Raw genomic sequence first — 21,347 nt, forward strand, 5'->3', positions numbered from 1 at the left:
TACAGCGTCCTCAGATGCAAAGGTAGGCCGGATAAGGCGTTTATGCCGCCATCCGGCAAAAGTTTCACTGACTTTGCAAAGTTGTTTCCAGTTCCCGCTATCCTTGCTCTATGAACATTTCCTCGCCTCAGCGATGTAGTGTAGAATGCGGCGTTTCACTAAAACAGACGTTAAGCTCAGAACAGCGACTTCTCAGAGCCTGCCCAGGCAGGCGTAAGGCACAATAATTACACTATATGAAGAACATACGTAACTTTTCAATCATAGCTCACATCGACCACGGTAAATCGACGCTGTCTGACCGTATTATCCAGATCTGCGGTGGCCTGTCTGACCGTGAAATGGAAGCGCAGGTTCTCGACTCGATGGATCTTGAGCGTGAGCGCGGTATTACTATCAAAGCGCAGAGCGTGACGCTCGATTTCAAAGCATCTGATGGTGAAACCTACCAGCTTAACTTTATCGACACCCCGGGCCACGTTGACTTCTCTTATGAAGTTTCACGCTCGCTTGCCGCCTGTGAAGGCGCACTGCTGGTCGTTGATGCCGGGCAGGGTGTTGAAGCGCAAACACTGGCTAACTGCTATACCGCCATGGAAATGGATCTGGAAGTAGTGCCAGTACTGAACAAAATTGACCTGCCAGCCGCCGATCCAGAGCGTGTGGCGGAAGAGATTGAAGATATCGTCGGTATTGATGCGGCTGACGCTGTCCGTTGCTCGGCGAAAACCGGTGTTGGCGTGATCGACGTTCTTGAACGTCTGGTGCGTGATATTCCGCCGCCAGAAGGCGACCCGGAAGGCCCGTTACAGGCGCTTATCATCGACTCCTGGTTCGACAACTATCTCGGTGTGGTCTCGCTGGTGCGTATTAAAAACGGTACCATGCGTAAAGGCGACAAAATCAAAGTGATGAGTACCGGTCAGGTCTACAACGCAGATCGCCTGGGTATCTTTACGCCGAAACAGGTTGACCGTACAGAACTGAAGTGTGGCGAGGTAGGTTGGTTAGTTTGCGCCATTAAAGACATCCTCGGCGCGCCGGTAGGCGATACCCTGACGCTGGCTCGTAACCCGGCAGATAAACCCCTGCCTGGCTTTAAAAAAGTGAAGCCGCAGGTATATGCGGGTCTGTTCCCGGTCAGCTCCGACGACTACGAAAACTTCCGTGATGCGCTTGGTAAGCTGAGCCTCAACGATGCTTCCCTGTTCTACGAACCGGAAAGTTCTACCGCGCTGGGCTTCGGCTTCCGCTGTGGCTTCCTGGGGCTGCTGCACATGGAGATCATTCAGGAGCGTCTGGAACGTGAATACGATCTGGATCTGATCACCACTGCGCCGACCGTAGTGTACGAAGTGGAAACCACGGCGAAAGAGACTATCTACGTCGACAGCCCGTCCAAACTGCCGCCGCTGAATAACATTTACGAACTGCGCGAGCCGATTGCTGAATGTCATATGCTGCTGCCGCAGGCATACCTCGGCAACGTTATTACGCTGTGTATCGAGAAGCGTGGTGTACAGACCAACATGGTTTACCACGGTAACCAGGTTGCGTTGACCTATGAAATTCCAATGGCGGAAGTGGTCCTCGACTTCTTCGACCGTCTGAAGTCGACTTCTCGCGGCTATGCGTCGCTGGATTATAACTTCAAACGTTTCCAGGCCTCCGACATGGTACGTGTTGATGTTCTCATCAACAACGAACGCGTCGATGCACTGGCGCTGATTACCCACCGCGATAACTCCCAGAGCCGTGGCCGTGAACTGGTCGAGAAGATGAAAGATCTGATCCCTCGCCAGCAGTTCGATATCGCAATTCAGGCAGCCATTGGTACGCACATCATTGCGCGTTCAACGGTTAAGCAACTGCGTAAAAACGTTCTGGCTAAGTGCTACGGTGGCGATATCAGCCGTAAGAAAAAGCTGCTGCAAAAACAGAAAGAGGGTAAAAAGCGAATGAAGCAGATCGGTAACGTCGAACTGCCGCAGGAAGCCTTCCTCGCTATTCTGCATGTCGGTAAAGACAGCAAATAATCTTAAGGAGTTGGCATGGCGAACATGTTTGCCCTGATTCTGGTGATTGCCACACTGGTGACGGGCATTTTATGGTGCGTAGATAAGTTTGTCTTCGCGCCAAAACGCCGGGAGCGCCAGGCTGCGGCACAGGCCGCTGCAGGCGATTCACTGGATAAAGCAACGCTGAAAAAAGTTGCCCCTAAGCCGGGTTGGCTGGAAACCGGTGCGTCCGTTTTCCCGGTACTGGCTATTGTGCTGGTGGTGCGTTCATTTATTTATGAACCGTTCCAGATCCCGTCGGGTTCGATGATGCCAACACTGTTGATTGGTGATTTTATTCTGGTAGAGAAATTTGCCTACGGAATTAAAGATCCGATTTATCAGAAAACGTTGATCGAAACTGGCCACCCGAAACGCGGTGATATCGTGGTATTTAAATACCCGGAAGATCCGCGTCTGGACTACATCAAACGCGCTGTCGGTTTACCGGGAGACAAAGTGACGTACGATCCGGTGGCGAAAGAGGTGACGATTCAGCCAGGATGCAGTTCTGGTCAGGCTTGTGAAAACGCGCTGCCGGTAACGTACTCTGATGTTCAGCCAAGTGATTTTGTGCAGACGTTTGCTCGCCGCAACGGCGGGGAAGCGACCAGCGGTTTCTTTGAAGTTCCGCTGAACGAAACGAAAGACAACGGTATTCGCCTGACCGAGCGTAAAGAAACGCTGGGTGAGGTAACTCACCGCATTCTGATGGTGCCAATCGCGCAGGATCAGGTGGGGATGTATTACCGTCAGCCGGGTCAGCAGTTAGCCACCTGGATCGTTCCACCGGGGCATTACTTCATGATGGGCGATAACCGTGACAACAGCGCGGACAGCCGTTACTGGGGATTTGTACCGGAAGCGAATCTGGTAGGTAAAGCGACCGCAATCTGGATGAGTTTCGACAAACAAGAAGGTGAGTGGCCAACCGGTGTTCGTTTGAGCCGCATTGGCGGCATCCACTAATTGCTGATAATGGTTCACGCTGTCGTCTTAATAACGACAGCGTGAATTATTTCTCGGATTAATTCCCTCAGACTAACGACATCCCTTGTCGTTGTGTATAGAATATTCCCCCGAAGTTTTAGGTTGGCACCGTCAGGTTGCCACGGCACACGAAACAGCATTGGTCTCTCTAATGACGGGTGTATATCAGGTCTGTTTCGTGTGCTGAATTGTTGACGCATTCATTTATTGGTATCGCATGAATCCCATCGTAATTAATCGGCTTCAACGGAAGCTGGGCTACACTTTTAATCATCAGGAGCTGTTGCAGCAGGCATTAACTCACCGTAGTGCCAGCAGCAAACATAACGAGCGTTTAGAATTTTTAGGCGACTCTATTTTGAGCTTTGTTATTGCGAATGCGCTGTATCACCGTTTCCCTCGAGTGGACGAAGGTGACATGAGCCGCATGCGCGCCACGCTGGTGCGTGGAAATACGCTGGCTGAATTAGCCCGTGAATTTGACCTCGGTGAATGTTTACGCCTGGGACCGGGCGAGCTGAAAAGCGGCGGTTTTCGTCGCGAATCAATTCTGGCCGATACCGTCGAAGCGTTGATCGGCGGCGTCTTCCTCGACAGCGATATTCAAACCGTTGAACAGCTGATCCTGAACTGGTATCAAACGCGTCTGGACGAAATTAGCCCAGGCGATAAACAAAAAGATCCGAAAACGCGCCTGCAGGAGTATTTGCAGGGTCGCCACCTGCCGCTGCCGTCTTATCTGGTGGTGCAGGTTCGTGGTGAAGCGCATGATCAAGAATTTACTATCCACTGCCAGGTTAGCGGCCTGAGTGAACCGGTGGTTGGCACAGGTTCGAGCCGTCGTAAGGCTGAGCAGGCTGCCGCCGAACAGGCGTTAAAAAAACTGGAGCTGGAATGAGCATCGACAAAACCTATTGCGGATTTATTGCCATCGTCGGTCGCCCGAACGTCGGCAAATCCACCCTGTTGAATAATCTGCTTGGGCAGAAGATTTCCATTACCTCACGTAAGGCTCAGACAACACGTCACCGTATTGTTGGCATCCATACCGAAGGCGCGTATCAGGCGATTTATGTTGATACCCCGGGCCTGCATATGGAAGAAAAACGTGCCATCAACCGCCTGATGAACAAAGCGGCGAGCAGCTCGATCGGTGATGTTGAACTGGTTATTTTCGTTGTGGAAGGCACCCGCTGGACGCCGGACGACGAAATGGTGCTCAACAAGCTGCGTGATGGTAAAGCCCCGGTTATTCTGGCTGTGAACAAAGTAGACAACGTTCAGGAAAAAGCCGATCTGCTGCCGCACCTGCAGTTCCTGGCAAGCCAGATGAACTTCCTTGATATCGTCCCGATTTCTGCCGAAACCGGCTTGAATGTCGATACCGTTGCGGGCATCGTGCGTAAGCATTTGCCGGAAGCTATTCATCACTTCCCGGAAGATTACATCACCGACCGTTCTCAGCGCTTTATGGCCTCTGAAATCATCCGTGAAAAGCTGATGCGTTTTCTGGGTGCTGAATTGCCGTACTCCGTTACCGTGGAAATTGAGCGGTTTATCTCCAATGAGCGCGGTGGTTACGATATTAACGGTCTGATCCTCGTGGAACGTGAAGGGCAGAAAAAGATGGTTATTGGCAACAAAGGAGCCAAAATTAAAACCATCGGCATCGAAGCGCGTAAAGACATGCAGGAGATGTTCGAAGCGCCGGTTCACCTCGAACTGTGGGTGAAAGTGAAATCCGGCTGGGCCGATGACGAACGCGCGCTGCGTAGCCTCGGTTACGGCGACGACGTCTAAACCCATCTTCTGAAACACGGCGAGTATATGGAAGGATGGCAACGAGCCTTTGTCTTGCATAGTCGCCCCTGGAGCGAAACCAGTCTCGTGCTGGACGTCTTCACGGAAGAGTCGGGTCGCGTGCGCCTGGTGGCTAAAGGCGCACGTTCTAAACGTTCTAATCTCAAAGGCGCGCTCCAGCCTTTTACCCCGTTGTTGCTTCGCTTTGGCGGCCGCGGTGAGGTTAAAACCCTGCGTAGCGCTGAAGCCGTTTCTCTGGCACTCCCTCTTAGCGGTATCACGCTGTACAGCGGCTTGTATATCAACGAACTTATCTCCCGCGTACTCGAGTACGAGACCCGTTTTTCTGAACTCTTTTTCGATTATCTGAATTGTATCCAGGCGCTGGCTGGTGCGACGGGTTCGCCAGAGCCTGCGCTGCGTCGCTTTGAGCTGGCCTTACTTGGACATCTGGGGTACGGCGTCGATTTTACCCATTGTGCGGGCAGCGGCGAGCCGGTAGACGACACCATGACCTATCGTTACCGGGAAGAAAAAGGGTTTATCGCCAGCGTAGTGATCGATAATTCCACTTTTACCGGACGCCATCTCAAAGCGCTTGAGTCACGTGAATTTCCCGATGTCGATACGTTACGCGCCGCGAAACGCTTTACCCGCATGGCGTTAAAGCCGTATCTTGGTGGTAAGCCGTTAAAAAGCCGGGAACTGTTCCGGCAATTTATGCCAAAACGCGCGGTAAAAACAAATAATGATTAACGAGGATTGTCATGGCTGAATTACTGTTAGGCGTCAATATTGACCACATTGCCACGTTACGTAATGCACGCGGCACCGCATACCCGGATCCGGTTCAGGCGGCGTTTATCGTTGAGCAGGCGGGCGCGGACGGTATTACCGTACACCTGCGTGAAGACCGCCGCCATATCACCGACCGTGACGTGCGTATTTTGCGCCAGACGCTGGATACGCGCATGAATCTGGAAATGGCAGTCACCGAAGAGATGCTGGCAATCGCCGTCGAGACGAAGCCGCATTTTTGCTGTCTGGTGCCGGAAAAACGTCAGGAAGTGACTACTGAAGGTGGTCTGGACGTCGCCGGCCAGCGTGACAAGATGCGCGATGCCTGCAAGCGACTGGCTGATGCCGGAATTCTGGTCTCGTTGTTTATCGATGCCGATGAAGAACAGATTAAGGCTGCTGCGGAAGTTGGCGCGCCATTTATTGAAATTCACACCGGCTGTTACGCTGATGCGAAAACCGATGCGGAACAGGCCAGTGAACTGGCGCGTATTGCTAAAGCGGCGACTTTTGCTGCCAGCCTCGGCCTGAAGGTGAATGCCGGTCATGGCCTGACGTATCACAACGTTAAAGCCATTGCGCGGATCCCGGAAATGCACGAGCTGAATATTGGCCATGCCATTATCGGACGCGCGGTGATGAGCGGTCTGAAAGACGCCGTGGTGGAAATGAAACGCCTGATGCTGGAAGCGCGTGGCTAATGGCTATTCTGGGATTAGGCACGGATATCGTGGAGATTGCCCGCATTGAAGCGGTGATCTCCCGTTCCGGTGACCGTCTGGCAAGACGCGTGCTCAGTGACAACGAATGGGCAATCTGGGAGACGCATCAGCAGCCGGTGCGTTTTCTGGCAAAGCGCTTTGCGGTCAAAGAGGCGGCAGCAAAAGCCTTTGGGACGGGTATTCGCAATGGGCTGGCGTTTAATCAGTTTGAAGTCTTCAACGATGAACTCGGTAAGCCGCGTCTGCGGTTATGGGGGGAGGCGTTAAAACTGGCGGAAAAACTGGGTGTCGCGCATATGCATGTGACGCTGGCCGATGAGCGTCACTACGCCTGCGCCACGGTGATTATCGAGAGTTAGATTCTGCACGTTGCCGGATGGCGACGCGGTTAAAGTTTATCGGCGTGGTGCATCAGCACAAACTTATCCCACAATTGCTCTTCCGTTTCGACATGTGCCGGATCTTTCAAAATAGTATTGGGGATCGGGCACACCTTCTGGCAGGTTGGCGTGTCGTAATGGCCTACGCATTCCGTACATTTGTCGCTGTTAATCTCGTAAATGCTGTCACCCATCGAAATTGCCTCATTCGGGCATTCGGGTTCGCACATATCGCAATTGATACACTTTTTAGTGATTAACAGGGCCATCAGGAAACTCTCAAAACATCACAAATCGGGCGGGCATTATACGCGCATTCTTTGCTCAGACCAGTTTTTTTACCAGTGCTTCGCTGTGGCGAATGCGTTCCGGAGCATGTTCTAAATCTTGCTGAACCAGCGCCATAAACAGTAAATCCGTGAGCATCATCTGCGCGTGCGTCGATGAAATTGCCGCGCTGCGTGTCGCTTGTTCTTCGGCAATCGTATACAGGCAATGGCTTGCTCGCTGTTGCAGGGCATTGGGTGTAAATCCGGTGATGGCAAGGATTTTCGCGCCGGTGCGCAACGTTTCATCCGCAGCCAGGTTGAGCTCGCGGCGCTCTCCGGTATACGAAATGGCCAACAGGAGATCGCCCGGCGAAAGCGCCTGTACCGTTGCCAGCAGGGCGTGCATATCGCGCTCCACTACCGCGTTAAAACCTATTTTCAACAGTTTCCAGGCAAAATTCTGTGCTACCAACCCCGATGCGCCAATTCCGGTCAGGACAATGCGTCGGGCGGAGCGTAACAAGGCGACGCTTTCCATCAGCTTTTCTTCGCTGTTGATATCCAGTGTGGCGTGCATGGCCGCCACGTTCTCCTGAATCAGTTTTTCACCCACCAGACGCATAGGGTCGTCGCCGCGAATCTGATTATGCACTGGGATAGAGTGGGGATTGGGATTACTGGCCAGTGCTTCACTGATCGCCAGTTTGAGTGCAGGAAATCCTTTGAAACCCATCTTTTGCGCGAACTTCACCACGCTGGACTGGCTGACGCCCGCTTCAAAGGCGAGTTGCTGTGAACTGAGATGACGCGCAGTATCCGGCTGTGCGAGGAGGTAATCCGCAAGCTTTTTATCGCTTTGCGCGAGGTCCGGGTAACGCTGACGAATGCGAATCAAACAGTTCATGCTGTCTCCTGGCGAAAACGTGATGGCGATTACAAAACAAAATTTCACTCGCCTGGGTGAATATTATATTCCATTATAACGGATTACTATGAATTAAAAATTCCTAAGGAACAAAAAATGAATCTCGGTGCGTTAGTGTCAGAAAGCCGCAATCCTCAGACCATGGATCTTGATGCGTTATCCACACTTGAGTTGGTTCATCGTTTTAATCAACAGGATACGCTGGTAGCCGTTGCTGTAAAAGCAACGCTGACTGAAGTTGCGCTTGCGGTCGATGCAGCGGCTGACGCGTTAAAAGCGGGTGGACGGATTATCTACATGGGGGCGGGGACCAGTGGGCGTCTTGGCGTACTGGATGCGTCTGAGTGCCCACCGACTTTTGGTGTACCGCATGGACGGGTTGTTGGCCTGATTGCTGGTGGGCCGGGCGCATTGCTGAAGGCCGTTGAAGGTGCAGAAGATAACCCGCAGCTGGGTGAAGATGATCTTCGTTCGCTCAACCTTACGGCTCAGGATGTGGTGGTGGGTCTGGCTGCATCCGGGCGTACACCGTATGTGATTGGCGGCTTGCAATATGCCCGTTCCGTTGGCTGCACCACGGTGGCGATTTCCTGTAATCCGGATTCCCCCATCGCGCGTGAAGCGGACATCGCCATATCACCGGTTGTTGGCCCGGAGGCTCTGACAGGGTCAACGCGACTGAAGTCCGGTACTGCGCAAAAACTGGTACTCAATATGATTTCTACCGGCGCAATGGTGAAGTTTGGCAAGGTGTATCAGAACCTGATGGTGGATATGAAAGCGACCAACGTTAAGCTGGTAGACCGGGCTTGTCGCATGGTCGTGGAAGCTACCGGTATTGCGTATGACCAGGCGCAAGCTCTGCTGAAACAGACCGATTTTGATGTTAAGCCCGCCATTCTGATGGCTCTCACGGGGCTCGATGCCGCTGCAGCCCGCGAAAAGCTTGCCGCTCACCAGGGTTTTTTACGCGCGGCGTTAGAACACTAAGAGGTGTATATGGATAAGACGGCGGTGCTGGCCAGCGATATCCTGCTGGGCGTGGGCGGAGAGAAAAATATTCTGCGCCTGGAAAACTGTATGACCCGCGTCAGAGTGGAAGTACAGGATGACGCTCAGCTCGATATTTCCCGACTCAAGCAACTGCCGGGCGTTAGCGGCTACGTGAAGCAAGGGGCGCAGCACCAGATCATTGTCGGCCCCGGCAAAGCCGCGAAAGTGGTCGATGCCATGCGTTCCCTGATTGCCGATGGCGGCGAACGTTCCAATGTGGGGGATATTGAGCGAACAAAATCAGAGGCCAAAGCGAAGTACAAAGCGCCGATGAGTGACGCGCTACGCAAGCTGGCTAACGTTTTTATCCCGCTTATTCCGGCGTTTATCGCCTCCGGTTTGATTACCGGCATCATTAACATCCTTAAGCGACCGGATATCGTTGGGGATTTTGCGACCCACTATCCAAATATGCTTGGGCTGATGGGAATATTTGGCAGCGCCGTGTTTGCCATCATGAATATTCTGGTCGGAGTGAATACCGCCAAAGTATTTGGCGGTTCGCTGGCGATGGGCGGGGTGATGGCCGGTATTCTCTCCAGCCCGCAACTGGCGCAAATTACCTTGTTTGGCGAGGCATTGCAGCCGGGACGCGGTGGAGTGATCGCAGTGCTGCTGGTGGTGGCGTTGATGTGCTGGATCGAACGCAAATTCCGCGAAGTGCTGCCGGAGTCTCTCGAACTGATCCTCAATCCACTGCTGACCACCCTTATTACCGGGACAATCGCCATTGTGGCGCTGCAACCGCTTGGCGGCTGGATTTCTGAATCGATTGCTCACGGCGCATCCTGGGCTATCGATCGCGGCGGTTTCCTGGTGGGAGCCGTGCTGGCTGGGACTTTCCTGCCGTTGGTGCTCACCGGACTTCATCAGGGGTTGGTGCCGATCCACGTTGAACTGGTACAGGCGCATGGTTATAACGCGCTCTTTCCTATTCTGGCGATGGCAGGAGTGGGGCAAATCGGTGCGGCTATTGCGGTACTGATGAAAACCCGTAACGCACGGCTGAAAAAAGTGATTAAAAGCGCGCTGCCGGTTGGATTGCTGGGCATTGGTGAACCGCTGATTTTTGGGGTGACGTTGCCATTAGGCAAGCCGTTTATCGGTGCCTGTCTCGGTGGTGCAGTCGGTGGGGCGCTGATCAGCTACTGGAAGGTGGCGACGGTCATTACATTTGGCATCTCCGGATTACCGCTGGCACTGACGATTGTTGCCGGAAAAGTGATGTTCTATCTGTTAGGCTATCTGGTAGCAGTTATCGCCGGGTTCCTGTTTACCTGGCTATTGGGATTCACTGATCCAGAGGAATAAGGTTTGACCAGTCACCAGCGTCGCGTTGTTTTTTTTGATTTGGATGGCACGTTACACCAGCAGGATATGTTCGGGAGTTTTATACGTTATCTGCTGCGTCGCCAGCCGCTGAACGCGTTGCTGGTGCTGCCTCTGTTACCGGTGATTGCGCTGGCGTTGCTGATACAAGGGCGGGCCGCCCGTTGGCCAATGAGCCTGCTGTTATGGGGATGCACTTTTGGCCGCAGCGAAGCGCGTCTGAAAGCGCATCAGGCCGACTTTGTGCGCTGGTTTCGCAGTAACGTGACGGCGTTTCCGCTCGTTCAGCAGCGCCTGACAACCTACCTGTTAAGCTCTGATGCTGACATCTGGCTTATCACCGGCTCTCCACAGTCGTTGGTCGAGCAGGTTTACTTTGATACTCCGTGGCTACCGCGAGTCAATCTGATCGCCAGCAAAATGGCGCGGGGATACGGCGGCTGGGTGCTGACTCTGCGCTGCCTGGGTCATGAGAAAGTCACTCAACTGGAGCGGCAGATTGGCGCACCGCTACAGCTTTACAGCGGCTACAGCGACAGTAAGCAGGATAATCCGTTACTCTCTTTTTGCCAGCATCGCTGGCGCGTCACGCCGCGCGGAGAGCTGCAACAACTCGAATAGAGTAAACGATAGCGTCTGTGTATAATGCGCCCGCTTTGATTACTGGAGTTACCCCTTTGTCAGATGTTGAATTTAGCCACGAATACTGGATGCGTCATGCTTTAACGTTGGCTAAGCGCGCCTGGGATGAGCGTGAAGTCCCGGTGGGTGCGGTATTGGTACATAACAACCGAGTGATTGGCGAAGGCTGGAACCGCCCGATAGGTCATCATGATCCGACTGCCCACGCTGAGATTATGGCGCTGCGTCAGGGCGGCCTGGTGCTGCAAAACTACCGTCTGTTAGATGCCACGCTGTACGTCACTCTGGAGCCGTGCGTGATGTGCGCAGGCGCGATGGTGCACAGCCGTATCGGTCGGGTCGTTTTTGGTGCACGCGATGCGAAAACGGGCGCTGCCGGGTCATTAATGGATGTGCTGCATCACCCCGGGATGAATCATCGGGTTGAAGTGACAGAGGGGGTACTGCGGGATGAATGTGCCACGTTGCTCAGTGATTTCTTTCGCATGCGTCGGCAGGAAATCAAGGCCCTGAAAAAATCCGCTAATCAGTAAATACCAATCAGACTACTGGTCCTCTTTCTTCTGTGCCGAAAATAGCAGGGAAGGGGAGTGCGACAGGTAGTTTGACGACGTCTGAGTCAGAAAGGCTGAAAGCGGAAATTTATCTTTACCCAACAGCTCAGCCGGCGACACCGCCGGGTAATCCTGAGCCAGTTGCTGCGTTTCCTGCGCCTGTTTTTCTTTCTCCTGCAGATACCCCACCAGGCTAATCTGGTACTTACGGATATTTTCCACATAGGCGTAAGCTTCGTGGCCACGCGCATAGCCATAGGTCAGCTTGTTGTAATACGGCTTTTGGCTGAGCAGCGGTAGCCGCTGTTTTACGTCGGACCAACTGTTCGGGTTGCCTTTGGTTTTCACCGTTAGCGCCCGCGCATCAAGCATGTGCGCATAACCCATGTTGTAGGCGGCAAGCGCAAACCAGATACGTTCCCCTTCGGGGACGGTATCCGGCACTTTGCTCATCATGTCCTGCAAATACCGCGCGCCGCCGCTGATGCTCTGCTCGGCATCGGTACGGTCAGTTAGCCCGAGACTCTGGGCGGTATTTTTGGTCAGCATCATCAGCCCGCGTACACCGGTCGGGGAAGTCGCCTGCGCGTCCCAGTGTGACTCCTGATAGGATATTGCGGCGAGCAGTCGCCAGTCTATCTCCTGCGCATACTTCTCAAAAAGCGGCTTGAGGTCCGGCAACACGCTGTCTACGGCGCGCAAAAAGGTGCGGGTATCAACATAGTCAAAATCATCGCCATGCCCAAGGTACTTTTCTTCCAGTCGCGCAAGCGAGCCGTCTTCATTCATGGTATTGAAGAAATCCAGCAGGGCAGCAGACAGCGTATTGTCATCGTCCAGACGACTGAACCAGGTCACCGGCTGTTCGTCAGAGACGTCCAGAGCCACGGCCAGCTCAGGATGAACGCGCTGATATAAGCTGATGGCAACGGAATCGGCAATGGTGTAATCCAGCTTACCGGCGATGACATCATCAAGCAGTTCAGTGGTGCCCTTTTTCTCATCAACTTTCCAGCTCAGGTCCGGGTATTTTTTTTCTTTTAGCTGCTGGAGGTCGTTAACCACCACATGCCCCGGGGCGATAGTCAGTTGGTTTTCGTTCACGGTGGCAAGCGTACGCGGGCGGTATTGCCCAACCCGATACACCAGTTGTTGCGATACGGAATAGTAGGTCGGACCCGGCTGATAATTTTTAACGCGCTCGCTGTTATACACCAGACCAGCGGCTAACAGGTCGGCATTGCCGTTATCCAGGTCGTCAAAAAGCTGGCTGATGTTCTGGCGTACGGTGATTTTCAGCTTCACACCCAGGTAGTTGGCGAAGGCTTTGGTCAGTTCGTAATCCAGGCCAAACTTTTTCCCATTAAGCGCGGCGTAAGTGAGCGGTGAGTCGATGGTACTGACGCGCAGCTCTCCCCGCGACTGAATGGCGGCGATACGATTGTCGGCTTTACCGAACCAGGGGATAGATGGCCAGAGGGCCGCTGCCAACAACAGCGTCAAAATACCGATGAACAGATAATTAATCTTTAATTTTTTCAATTAGTTAATTCTCTGAACCGTACGTTGTCTCTGCGTGCTGTGGTATTGATTAAGAAGTGAAGTCGTCATTAATGAGCGGCATTTTGCTTAAACTTGCGCCAGTTGGCAACTTATTCAGAAACCAGACCGCATTTGATGATAAGAAGAGGCCGTGATTTTATTTCGACGCAAACGGTTTCGTCGGCGCGCCAGATTCTTTATAATGACGCCCGTTTCCCCCACTTGGGCACACCGAAAGCTTAGAAGACGAGAGACTTATGATGGAAATTCTGCGTGGTTCACCTGCACTGTCTGCATTCCGTATTAACAAACTGCTGGCACGTTTTCAGGCTGCCAACCTCCAGGTCCACAATATTTACGCCGAGTACGTCCATTTTGCCGATCTGAATGCACCATTGAATGAGGATGAGCGCGCGCAACTTGCACGTCTGCTGAAATATGGTCCTGCTCTTCACAGCCACGCCCCTGAAGGCAAACTGCTGCTGGTCACGCCTCGCCCGGGTACCATTTCCCCGTGGTCTTCTAAAGCGACTGATATTGCCCATAACTGCGGCCTGCAACAGATTAGCCGCCTGGAACGTGGCATTGCCTGGTATGTTGAGGCCTCCACGTTGACCGCTGAGCAGTGGCTGACGGTTGCCGATATTTTGCACGACCGCATGATGGAAACGGTTTTCTCTGCGCTGAGCGATGCTGAAAAACTGTTTGTTCATCACCAGCCTGCGCCGGTTTCCAGCGTTGATCTGCTTGGTGAGGGACGCCAGGCGCTGATCGACGCTAACCTGCGTCTGGGCCTGGCGCTGGCGGAAGACGAAATCGACTATCTGCAGGATGCGTTCACCAAACTGGGACGCAACCCGAACGACATTGAACTGTACATGTTCGCGCAGGCTAACTCCGAGCACTGCCGCCACAAGATTTTTAACGCCGACTGGGTTATCGATGGTAAACAACAGCCTAAGTCGCTGTTCAAGATGATCAAGAATACCTTCGAAACCACGCCGGACCACGTGCTGTCTGCCTATAAAGACAACGCCGCGGTAATGGAAGGTTCTGAAGTGGGCCGCTATTTTGCCGACCATAAAACCGGCCGCTACGATTTCCATCAGGAACCAGCCCACATCCTGATGAAGGTAGAAACTCATAACCACCCGACGGCTATCTCTCCGTGGCCAGGCGCGGCAACCGGCTCTGGCGGTGAAATTCGCGATGAGGGTGCAACCGGTCGTGGTGCAAAACCGAAAGCCGGGCTGGTAGGCTTCTCCGTCTCCAACCTGCGTATTCCTGGCTTTGAACAGCCGTGGGAAGAAGATTTTGGTAAGCCGGATCGTATTGTCACCGCACTGGATATCATGACCGAAGGCCCGCTGGGTGGTGCTGCGTTTAACAACGAATTTGGTCGTCCTGCGCTGACGGGCTACTTCCGTACCTATGAAGAAAAGGTTAACAGCCATAACGGCGAAGAGCTGCGCGGTTACCATAAACCGATCATGCTGGCAGGTGGGATCGGCAATATCCGTGCCGATCACGTACAGAAAGGCGAGATCGTCGTTGGCGCCAAGCTTATCGTCCTCGGCGGTCCGGCGATGAACATCGGTCTTGGCGGTGGGGCTGCATCATCCATGGCTTCCGGTCAGTCTGATGCCGATCTTGATTTCGCTTCTGTACAGCGCGACAACCCGGAAATGGAACGTCGCTGCCAGGAAGTTATCGACCGTTGCTGGCAGATGGGCGATGCCAACCCGATTCTGTTTATCCATGACGTTGGTGCGGGCGGCCTGTCTAACGCCATGCCGGAGCTGGTCAGCGATGGCGGCCGCGGCGGTAAGTTCCAGCTGCGTGACATCCTCAGCGACGAGCCGGGTATGAGCCCGCTGGAAATCTGGTGTAACGAATCCCAGGAGCGCTATGTGCTGGCGGTTGCCGCCGATCAATTGCCGCTGTTTGACGAACTGTGTAAGCGTGAGCGCGCGCCGTATGCGGTGATCGGTGAAGCCACCGAAGAACAGCATCTGACTCTGAGCGATAGCCACTTCGACAATCAGCCGATCGACATGCCGCTCGATGTGTTGTTGGGCAAAACGCCGAAAATGACCCGCGATGTGCAGACGCTGAAAGCCAAAGGCGATGCCCTGAATCGTGGCGAAATCTCGATTGCAGATGCGGTTAACCGTGTGCTGCATCTGCCGACTGTCGCGGAGAAAACGTTCCTCGTGACTATCGGCGACCGTACTGTTACCGGTATGGTGGCGCGCGATCAGATGGTTGGTCCATGGCAGATCCCGGTCGCCAACTGCGCGGTCACTACTGCAAGCCTTGATAGCTACTACGGCGAAGCGATGTCTCTCGGCGAGCGCGCGCCAGTCGCATTACTCGACTTCTCAGCCTCTGCGCGTCTGGCGGTCGGTGAGGCACTGACCAACATTGCGGCAACGCAGATCGGCGATATCAAACGCATTAAACTGTCGGCCAACTGGATGGCGGCTGCGGGTCATCCTGGCGAAGACGCCGGACTGTACGAAGCGGTAAAAGCCGTTGGAGAAGAATTATGTCCGGCGCTTGGCCTGACCATTCCGGTGGGCAAAGACTCTATGTCGATGAAAACCCGCTGGCAGGAAGGCAACGAACAGCGTGAAATGACCTCGCCGCTGTCGCTGGTGATCACCGCCTTTGCCCGCGTGGAAGATGTGCGCCACACGATTACCCCGCAACTGTCTACTGAAGACAATGCGCTGCTGCTGATTGATCTTGGCCTTGGCCACAATGCGCTGGGTGCGACGGCGCTGGCGCAGGTTTACCGTCAACTGGGCGATAAACCTGCCGATGTGCGTAACGTAGAGCAGCTGAAAGGCTTCTACGACGCCATTCAGGCGCTGGTGGCACAGCGTAAGCTGCTGGCCTACCACGACCGCTCCGACGGCGGCCTGCTGGTTACGCTGGCAGAAATGGCCTTCACCGGTCACTGCGGCGTTGAAGCAGACATCGGCACTCTGGGCGATGATCATCTGGCGGCGCTGTTTAATGAAGAGTTGGGGGCTGTCATTCAGGTTCGCGCCGCTGACCGTGAAGCGGTTGAGGCGTTGCTGGCTCAACATGGCCTGGCCGATTGCGTGCACTATCTGGGTAAAGCCGTGCAGGGCGACCGCTTCGTGGTCGAAGCCGATGGGCAGTCGGTGTTCAGCGAAAGCCGTACTACCCTGCGTATGTGGTGGGCAGAAACCACCTGGCAGATGCAGCGTCTGCGCGACAATCCAGAGTGCGCCGATCAGGAACATAACGCTAAAACCAACGATGCCGATCCTGGCCTCAACGTTAAACTGTCGTTTGATATCAATGAAGATGTTGCCGCGCCGTATATCGCCACCGGTGCGCGTCCGAAAGTGGCCGTGCTGCGCGAGCAGGGTGTGAACTCCCACGTTGAGATGGCCGCAGCTTTCCACCGTGCGGGCTTTGACGCTATCGATGTACACATGAGCGACCTGCTGGGCGGACGCATCGGCCTGGGTAACTTCCAGGCGCTGGTAGCCTGCGGCGGCTTCTCTTACGGCGATGTACTCGGCGCTGGGGAAGGTTGGGCGAAGTCAATTTTGTTCAACAACCGCGTGCGTGATGAGTTCGAAACCTTCTTCCACCGCCCACAAACGCTGGCACTCGGCGTGTGTAACGGTTGTCAGATGATGTCTAACCTGCGCGAGCTGATCCCAGGAAGCGATCTGTGGCCACGCTTTGTGCGTAACCACTCCGATCGCTTTGAAGCGCGTTTCAGCCTGGTCGAAGTGACACAAAGCCCGTCTCTGCTGCTTGCCGGTATGGTTGGGTCACAGATGCCAATCGCGGTTTCTCACGGCGAAGGTCGCGTAGAAGTGCGTGACGATGTACATCTGGCAGGACTGGAGAGCAAAGGGCTGGTGGCACTGCGCTACGTTGATAACTTCGGTAAGGTGACCGAGGCTTACCCGGCTAATCCGAACGGTTCGCCGAACGGCATTACTGCTGTGACCACTGAAAATGGTCGCGTCACCATTATGATGCCGCACCCGGAACGCGTTTTCCGTACCGTGAGCAACTCATGGCACCCGGAAAACTGGGGCGAGGACAGCCCGTGGATGCGTATCTTCCGCAACGCGCGTAAACAGCTCGGTTAATTGGCCTGCAATCATCAAGCCCCTCTTCGTGAGGGGCTTTTTTTATATCACAGGCCGGATAAGGCGTTTACGCCGCCATCCGGCAATAAACTTAGCGCTTATGCCACAAAATTAAAGTGTCGGGAAATCCCGACATTGGCAGGGTTGGCTTGTCGCCAAAAAGAGACACTTAATGATTTGATTTATAATGATTTTGTTTTTAAGTACAGCGAGTGTTGCTGATTAGCGACAGAATGAACAAAAAACACTCAACTCTTATTTTTACAGAATTATTCATATTTCTTATATTTATCATTGTGTTAATAAAGTGTTTTGAATATTGGCACAGATGCTGCATAATATTAACCAGTGGCTCATTCACCTTCTTATGTCAGCCCCTTCGGGACGTGCTACATAAACTTCGAATGATGCACAACAAGGTGCCTGCCGTCCAACATCTGATATTAGCGAAGCTCATATCAACCTTCGGGCGAAACGTCGAGTTAGGCACCGCCTTATTCCATAACAAAGCCGGGTTAATCCCGGCTTTGTTGTATCTGACGTTCCCCTCAGTTAGCATCGTCTTATTCCCGTCCATTGAGAGTAACGCCTTGAAGCGCTGGTCTGTTTTCCCCCGATCATTACGTCAGCTGGTGACACTGGCATTTTTGCTGATCCTGCTCCCTTTGCTCGTACTGGCCTGGCAAGCGTGGCAGAGCCTGAACGCCCTGAGCGCGCAGGCGGCGCTGACTAACAGAACCACGCTCATTGATGCCCGACGCAGTGAGGCAATGACCAACGCCGCGCTGGAGATGGAACGTAGCTACCGACAATATTGTGTGCTGGATGACCCGACGCTGGCAAAGGTTTACCAGAGCCAGCGTAAACGTTATAGCGACATGCTGGATGCGCATGCGGGCGTGTTGCCGGACAACAAGCTCTACCAGGCGTTGCGGCAGGATCTCAACGATCTCGCCCAATTGCAGTGTAATAACAGTGGTCCTGACAGCCAGGCGGCAGCCCGCCTGGAAGCCTTCGCTAATGCGAATACCGACATGGTGCAGGCCACACGTACCGTGGTCTTTTCGCGTGGTCAGCAGTTACAACAAGAAATTGCTGAACGAGGTCAGTTCTTTGGCTGGCAGGCGCTGGTGCTGTTTCTCGTTAGTCTGGCGATGGTGCTGCTGTTTACCCGAATGATCATCGGTCCGGTGAAGGGCATCGAGCGGATGATTAACCGTCTGGGGGAAGGGCGCTCGCTGGGTGATAGCGTATTATTTACCGGGCCCCGGGAGCTGCGGTCCGTGGGGCAGCGCATTATCTGGTTGAGTGAACGTCTCTCCTGGCTTGAGTCGCAACGGCATCAGTTTTTACGCCATCTTTCCCATGAGCTGAAAACACCGCTTGCGAGCATGCGCGAAGGTACCGAATTGTTAGCCGATCAGGTAGTTGGCCCGTTAACGCCGGAGCAAAAAGAGGTAGTCGGGATTCTGGATGACAGCAGCCGTAATCTGCAAAAGTTGATTGAGCAATTGCTTGATTACAACCGCAAGCTGGCGGATGACGAGGTTGAGCTTGAAACTGTAGAAATCGCGCCGCTGGTGGAAAGCGTGGTTTCAGCACATAGCCTGCCTGCTCGCGCCAAAATGATCCATACTGATGTTGCGCTGGCGGCGAACGCTTGTCTGGCCGAACCCATGCTGTTAATGAGCGTGCTGGACAATCTTTATTCCAATGCGGTGCACTATGGCGCTGAATCCGGTAACATTTGGATCCGCAGCAGTTTGCATGGCTCAACGGTATATATTGATGTCATAAATACCGGCACACCGATTCCAGAAGCAGAACAGGCGATGATCTTCGAGCCTTTTTTCCAGGGCAGCCATCAGCGAAAAGGGGCAGTCAAAGGAAGCGGGTTGGGGCTGAGCATCGCCAGAGACTGTATCCGCCGTATGCGGGGAAAACTGTATCTGGTTGATGAGCATGCGCAAAGCGTTTGTTTCCGCATAGAACTGCCGCTATCTGCATCGAAAAACCACTAAAATGAACCTAAGTCTGGTGAGTATGCCACACGTTGTTGCCCGAATGCTTAAACGAGATTTTATTCGCCGCGTCTTACTCGCAAGTCTGCCATGCCTGGCGCTGGTCGGCTGCGTTCCAAATGCGGTGAATCACATTATCGGCGATCCTTCGCAGGAGAAAATCCCGCCGCATCAACTCGCTGATTACCTTGCCACCGAATGTACGGATATCTGGTCGCTAACGGGTCAGTCCACGGATACCAACCCGTTGTATTGGCTGCGGGCGATGGATTGTGCCGATCGCATGATGCCAGTGCAGGCGCGCAGTGAAGCCAGTAGCCAACTTACGGATACCTGGCAGGGCGCTTTTAAGCGTGGGATCCTGCTCGATAACGCCCGTATTACCCCGCCTGAACGGCGGGAGGTCGTTACGCGTCTCGACGCGTTAAGTCCACAAATTCCGACTCAGGTTCGACCGCTTTATCAGGCCTGGTTCCGTAACCAAATGTTGCAGTTACAGCTTGCCGAAGAACGCATGCGTTACAGTAAGCTCCAGCAGTCGTCAGATAGCGATCTCGATACGCTGCGTCAGCAGCAACAGCATTTGCAGAGTCAGCTCGATCTCACCACCCGTAAGCTGGAAAATCTGACCGATATTGAACGACAACTGTCCACCCGTAAACCTGCCGGCAGCTATAATCCCGATGCGTTGCACGGTACTGATAAACTCACGACGCCCGATGATGGGGAGGCCATGCCATGATAAGCCGCAAGCCCGCGCATCTGCTGCTCGTCGATGACGATCCGGGGCTGTTGAAATTGCTCGGTATGCGACTGACCAGCGAAGGTTACAGCGTCGTAACCGCAGAAAGTGGGCAGGAAGGATTACGGGTACTGAATCGTGAAAAAGTGGATCTGGTCATTAGCGACCTGCGCATGGATGAAATGGACGGCATGCAGCTGTTCACTGAAATCCAGAAAGTGCAGCCGGGGATGCCGGTTATTATCCTGACAGCGCACGGCTCCATTCCTGATGCTGTCGCGGCAACGCAGCAGGGGGTTTTCAGCTTTCTCACCAAGCCGGTCGATAAAGATGCGCTCTACAAAGCGATTGACGGTGCGCTGGAACAGTCCGCGCCTGCTACCGATGACAGCTGGCGTGAATCAATTGTTACCCGTAGCCCGTTAATGTTGCGTTTGTTAGAACAGGCGCGGATGGTCGCGCAATCGGATGTCAGCGTATTGATCAATGGTCAGAGCGGCACCGGGAAAGAGGTGTTTGCCCAGGCGATTCACAACGCCAGCCCGCGCAGCCACAAGCCCTTTATTGCCATTAACTGTGGCGCGTTGCCGGAACAACTGCTGGAGTCTGAACTGTTTGGCCATGCGCGCGGCGCTTTTACCGGCGCGGTGAGTAATCGTGAAGGGCTGTTTCAGGCTGCGGAAGGCGGGACGCTGTTTCTCGATGAGATTGGCGATATGCCAGCACCGTTACAGGTGAAACTGCTGCGCGTATTGCAGGAACGAAAAGTCAGACCGTTGGGCAGTAACCGCGATATCGACATTGATGTGCGGATCGTTTCTGCGACCCACCGCGATTTACCCAAAGCGATGGCTCGGGGCGAATTTCGCGAGGATTTGTACTATCGCCTCAACGTGGTGAGTCTGAAGATCCCGGCGCTGGCCGAGCGTACGGAAGATATTCCGCTGCTGGCGAACCATCTGCTGCGCCAGTCTGCTGAACGGCACAAGCCGTTCGTACGCGCCTTTTCAACCGATGCCATGAAGCGGTTAATGACCGCCAGCTGGCCGGGCAACGTGCGTCAGTTGGTCAACGTAATTGAGCAGTGCGTGGCGTTGACCTCTTCGCCAGTGATCAGCGACGCGCTGGTGGAGCAGGCGCTGGAAGGGGAAAACACCGCGCTGCCGACATTTGTTGAGGCGCGTAACCAGTTTGAGCTCAACTATCTGCGTAAGCTGCTGCAAATCACCAAGGGCAATGTGACTCACGCAGCAAGAATGGCGGGGCGAAACCGCACCGAATTCTATAAGTTGCTTTCTCGACACGAGCTGGATGCAAACGATTTCAAAGAATAAATCTGCGGATTATGTTAGCTTTATTCGATCAAAAGACAGGCGAC

18 protein-coding genes are annotated in these 21,347 nt (G+C 53.9%); 15 read left to right on the forward strand and 3 right to left on the reverse strand.

Features of this window, described 5'->3' with window-relative positions:
- Positions 1-236 precede the first annotated feature (236 nt).
- The 7 genes from lepA (at position 237) to acpS (ending at position 6,726) form a co-directional block, all read left to right on the forward strand.
- Positions 237-2,036 carry a translation elongation factor 4 gene (gene lepA, locus OGY19_RS03015; protein ID WP_115601645.1) on the forward strand — a complete coding sequence of 600 codons (1,800 nt, stop codon included), beginning with the start codon at positions 237-239 and terminating at the stop codon, positions 2,034-2,036.
- A gap of 15 nt (positions 2,037-2,051) precedes the next feature.
- Positions 2,052-3,026 carry a signal peptidase I gene (gene lepB / locus OGY19_RS03020; protein ID WP_048210888.1) on the forward strand — a complete coding sequence of 325 codons (975 nt, stop codon included), beginning with the start codon at positions 2,052-2,054 and terminating at the stop codon, positions 3,024-3,026.
- A gap of 238 nt (positions 3,027-3,264) precedes the next feature.
- Positions 3,265-3,945 (forward strand): ribonuclease III, encoded by a 681-nt coding sequence (rnc, locus tag OGY19_RS03025; RefSeq protein ID WP_003037579.1) that lies wholly within the window; start codon positions 3,265-3,267, stop codon positions 3,943-3,945.
- Positions 3,942-4,847, forward strand: a complete 906-nt coding sequence (era, locus tag OGY19_RS03030; RefSeq protein ID WP_048210889.1) for a GTPase Era — start codon at positions 3,942-3,944, stop codon at positions 4,845-4,847. Before rnc ends, era begins: the two co-directional genes overlap by 4 nt.
- A gap of 27 nt (positions 4,848-4,874) precedes the next feature.
- Positions 4,875-5,603, forward strand: a complete 729-nt coding sequence (gene recO / locus OGY19_RS03035; RefSeq protein ID WP_061068364.1) for a DNA repair protein RecO — start codon at positions 4,875-4,877, stop codon at positions 5,601-5,603.
- Between the two features lie 11 nt (positions 5,604-5,614).
- Positions 5,615-6,346 carry a pyridoxine 5'-phosphate synthase gene (gene pdxJ / locus OGY19_RS03040; protein WP_003838383.1) on the forward strand — a complete coding sequence of 244 codons (732 nt, stop codon included), beginning with the start codon at positions 5,615-5,617 and terminating at the stop codon, positions 6,344-6,346.
- Positions 6,346-6,726 (forward strand): holo-ACP synthase, encoded by a 381-nt coding sequence (gene acpS / locus OGY19_RS03045; protein ID WP_003037588.1) that lies wholly within the window; start codon positions 6,346-6,348, stop codon positions 6,724-6,726. Before pdxJ ends, acpS begins: the two co-directional genes overlap by 1 nt.
- Before the next feature lie 29 nt (positions 6,727-6,755).
- On the opposite strand, the gene OGY19_RS03050 is transcribed toward acpS, so the two are convergent.
- Both OGY19_RS03050 and OGY19_RS03055 read right to left on the reverse strand, forming a co-directional pair.
- Positions 6,756-7,016, reverse strand: a complete 261-nt coding sequence (locus tag OGY19_RS03050) for a YfhL family 4Fe-4S dicluster ferredoxin (protein ID WP_003037590.1) — start codon at positions 7,014-7,016, stop codon at positions 6,756-6,758.
- A gap of 55 nt (positions 7,017-7,071) precedes the next feature.
- The gene (locus OGY19_RS03055; protein WP_048210891.1) at positions 7,072-7,920 is read right to left on the reverse strand and encodes a MurR/RpiR family transcriptional regulator; all 849 of its coding nucleotides are present in this window, start codon (positions 7,918-7,920) and stop codon (positions 7,072-7,074) included.
- A 117-nt stretch (positions 7,921-8,037) separates the two neighbouring features.
- Between OGY19_RS03055 and murQ the strand changes: the two genes are divergently transcribed.
- The 4 genes from murQ to tadA are packed head-to-tail and all read left to right on the forward strand — an operon-like array spanning position 8,038 to position 11,498.
- Positions 8,038-8,931: an N-acetylmuramic acid 6-phosphate etherase gene (gene murQ, locus OGY19_RS03060; RefSeq protein WP_061068362.1), complete on the forward strand. Its 894-nt coding sequence runs from the start codon at positions 8,038-8,040 to the stop codon at positions 8,929-8,931.
- A gap of 9 nt (positions 8,932-8,940) precedes the next feature.
- Positions 8,941-10,305: a PTS transporter subunit EIIC gene (locus tag OGY19_RS03065; RefSeq protein WP_115601646.1), complete on the forward strand. Its 1,365-nt coding sequence runs from the start codon at positions 8,941-8,943 to the stop codon at positions 10,303-10,305.
- A 3-nt stretch (positions 10,306-10,308) separates the two neighbouring features.
- The gene (yfhb, locus tag OGY19_RS03070) at positions 10,309-10,944 is read left to right on the forward strand and encodes a phosphatidylglycerophosphatase C (RefSeq protein WP_115601647.1); all 636 of its coding nucleotides are present in this window, start codon (positions 10,309-10,311) and stop codon (positions 10,942-10,944) included.
- Positions 10,945-10,961: 17 nt separating this feature from the next.
- A complete protein-coding gene (tadA, locus tag OGY19_RS03075) occupies positions 10,962-11,498 on the forward strand; it encodes a tRNA adenosine(34) deaminase TadA (RefSeq protein WP_071845284.1) in 537 nt (178 codons plus the stop codon).
- Between the two features lie 12 nt (positions 11,499-11,510).
- Here the strand turns inward: tadA and mltF are convergent, their stop codons facing one another.
- Positions 11,511-13,061 (reverse strand): membrane-bound lytic murein transglycosylase MltF, encoded by a 1,551-nt coding sequence (gene mltF / locus OGY19_RS03080; RefSeq protein WP_115601648.1) that lies wholly within the window; start codon positions 13,059-13,061, stop codon positions 11,511-11,513.
- A 257-nt stretch (positions 13,062-13,318) separates the two neighbouring features.
- Between mltF and purL the strand changes: the two genes are divergently transcribed.
- The 4 genes from purL (at position 13,319) to glrR (ending at position 21,303) form a co-directional block, all read left to right on the forward strand.
- The gene (gene purL, locus OGY19_RS03085) at positions 13,319-17,206 is read left to right on the forward strand and encodes a phosphoribosylformylglycinamidine synthase (protein WP_115601649.1); all 3,888 of its coding nucleotides are present in this window, start codon (positions 13,319-13,321) and stop codon (positions 17,204-17,206) included.
- A 590-nt stretch (positions 17,207-17,796) separates the two neighbouring features.
- Entirely contained in the window at positions 17,797-19,227 is a 1,431-nt protein-coding gene (qseE, locus tag OGY19_RS03090; protein ID WP_115602391.1) for a two component system sensor histidine kinase QseE/GlrK, read from the forward strand.
- 22 nt (positions 19,228-19,249) lie between these two features.
- Positions 19,250-19,969: a two-component system QseEF-associated lipoprotein QseG gene (qseG, locus tag OGY19_RS03095; RefSeq protein WP_061068356.1), complete on the forward strand. Its 720-nt coding sequence runs from the start codon at positions 19,250-19,252 to the stop codon at positions 19,967-19,969.
- Positions 19,969-21,303, forward strand: a complete 1,335-nt coding sequence (glrR, locus tag OGY19_RS03100) for a two-component system response regulator GlrR (RefSeq protein ID WP_305764056.1) — start codon at positions 19,969-19,971, stop codon at positions 21,301-21,303. The genes qseG and glrR overlap by 1 nt, the downstream gene beginning before the upstream one ends.
- The last annotated feature ends 44 nt before the right edge of the window (positions 21,304-21,347 follow it).

The sequence above is a fragment of the Citrobacter sp. Cy070 genome (genome assembly GCF_030332245.1).
Taxonomy (GTDB): Bacteria; Pseudomonadota; Gammaproteobacteria; order Enterobacterales; family Enterobacteriaceae; genus Citrobacter; species Citrobacter youngae.

Bases quoted from the DNA above. Each gene is read 5' to 3' on its own strand.
- lepA (WP_115601645.1), top strand. From the start codon at position 237: ATGAAGAACATACGTAACTTTTCAATCATAGCTCACATCGACCACGGT.
- lepB (WP_048210888.1), top strand. From the start codon at position 2,052: ATGGCGAACATGTTTGCCCTGATTCTGGTGATTGCCACACTGGTGACG.
- rnc (WP_003037579.1), top strand. From the start codon at position 3,265: ATGAATCCCATCGTAATTAATCGGCTTCAACGGAAGCTGGGCTACACT.
- era (WP_048210889.1), top strand. From the start codon at position 3,942: ATGAGCATCGACAAAACCTATTGCGGATTTATTGCCATCGTCGGTCGC.
- recO (WP_061068364.1), top strand. From the start codon at position 4,875: ATGGAAGGATGGCAACGAGCCTTTGTCTTGCATAGTCGCCCCTGGAGC.
- pdxJ (WP_003838383.1), top strand. From the start codon at position 5,615: ATGGCTGAATTACTGTTAGGCGTCAATATTGACCACATTGCCACGTTA.
- acpS (WP_003037588.1), top strand. From the start codon at position 6,346: ATGGCTATTCTGGGATTAGGCACGGATATCGTGGAGATTGCCCGCATT.
- OGY19_RS03050 (WP_003037590.1), bottom strand. From the start codon at position 7,016: ATGGCCCTGTTAATCACTAAAAAGTGTATCAATTGCGATATGTGCGAA.
- OGY19_RS03055 (WP_048210891.1), bottom strand. From the start codon at position 7,920: ATGAACTGTTTGATTCGCATTCGTCAGCGTTACCCGGACCTCGCGCAA.
- murQ (WP_061068362.1), top strand. From the start codon at position 8,038: ATGAATCTCGGTGCGTTAGTGTCAGAAAGCCGCAATCCTCAGACCATG.
- OGY19_RS03065 (WP_115601646.1), top strand. From the start codon at position 8,941: ATGGATAAGACGGCGGTGCTGGCCAGCGATATCCTGCTGGGCGTGGGC.
- purL (WP_115601649.1), top strand. From the start codon at position 13,319: ATGATGGAAATTCTGCGTGGTTCACCTGCACTGTCTGCATTCCGTATT.
- qseG (WP_061068356.1), top strand. From the start codon at position 19,250: ATGCCACACGTTGTTGCCCGAATGCTTAAACGAGATTTTATTCGCCGC.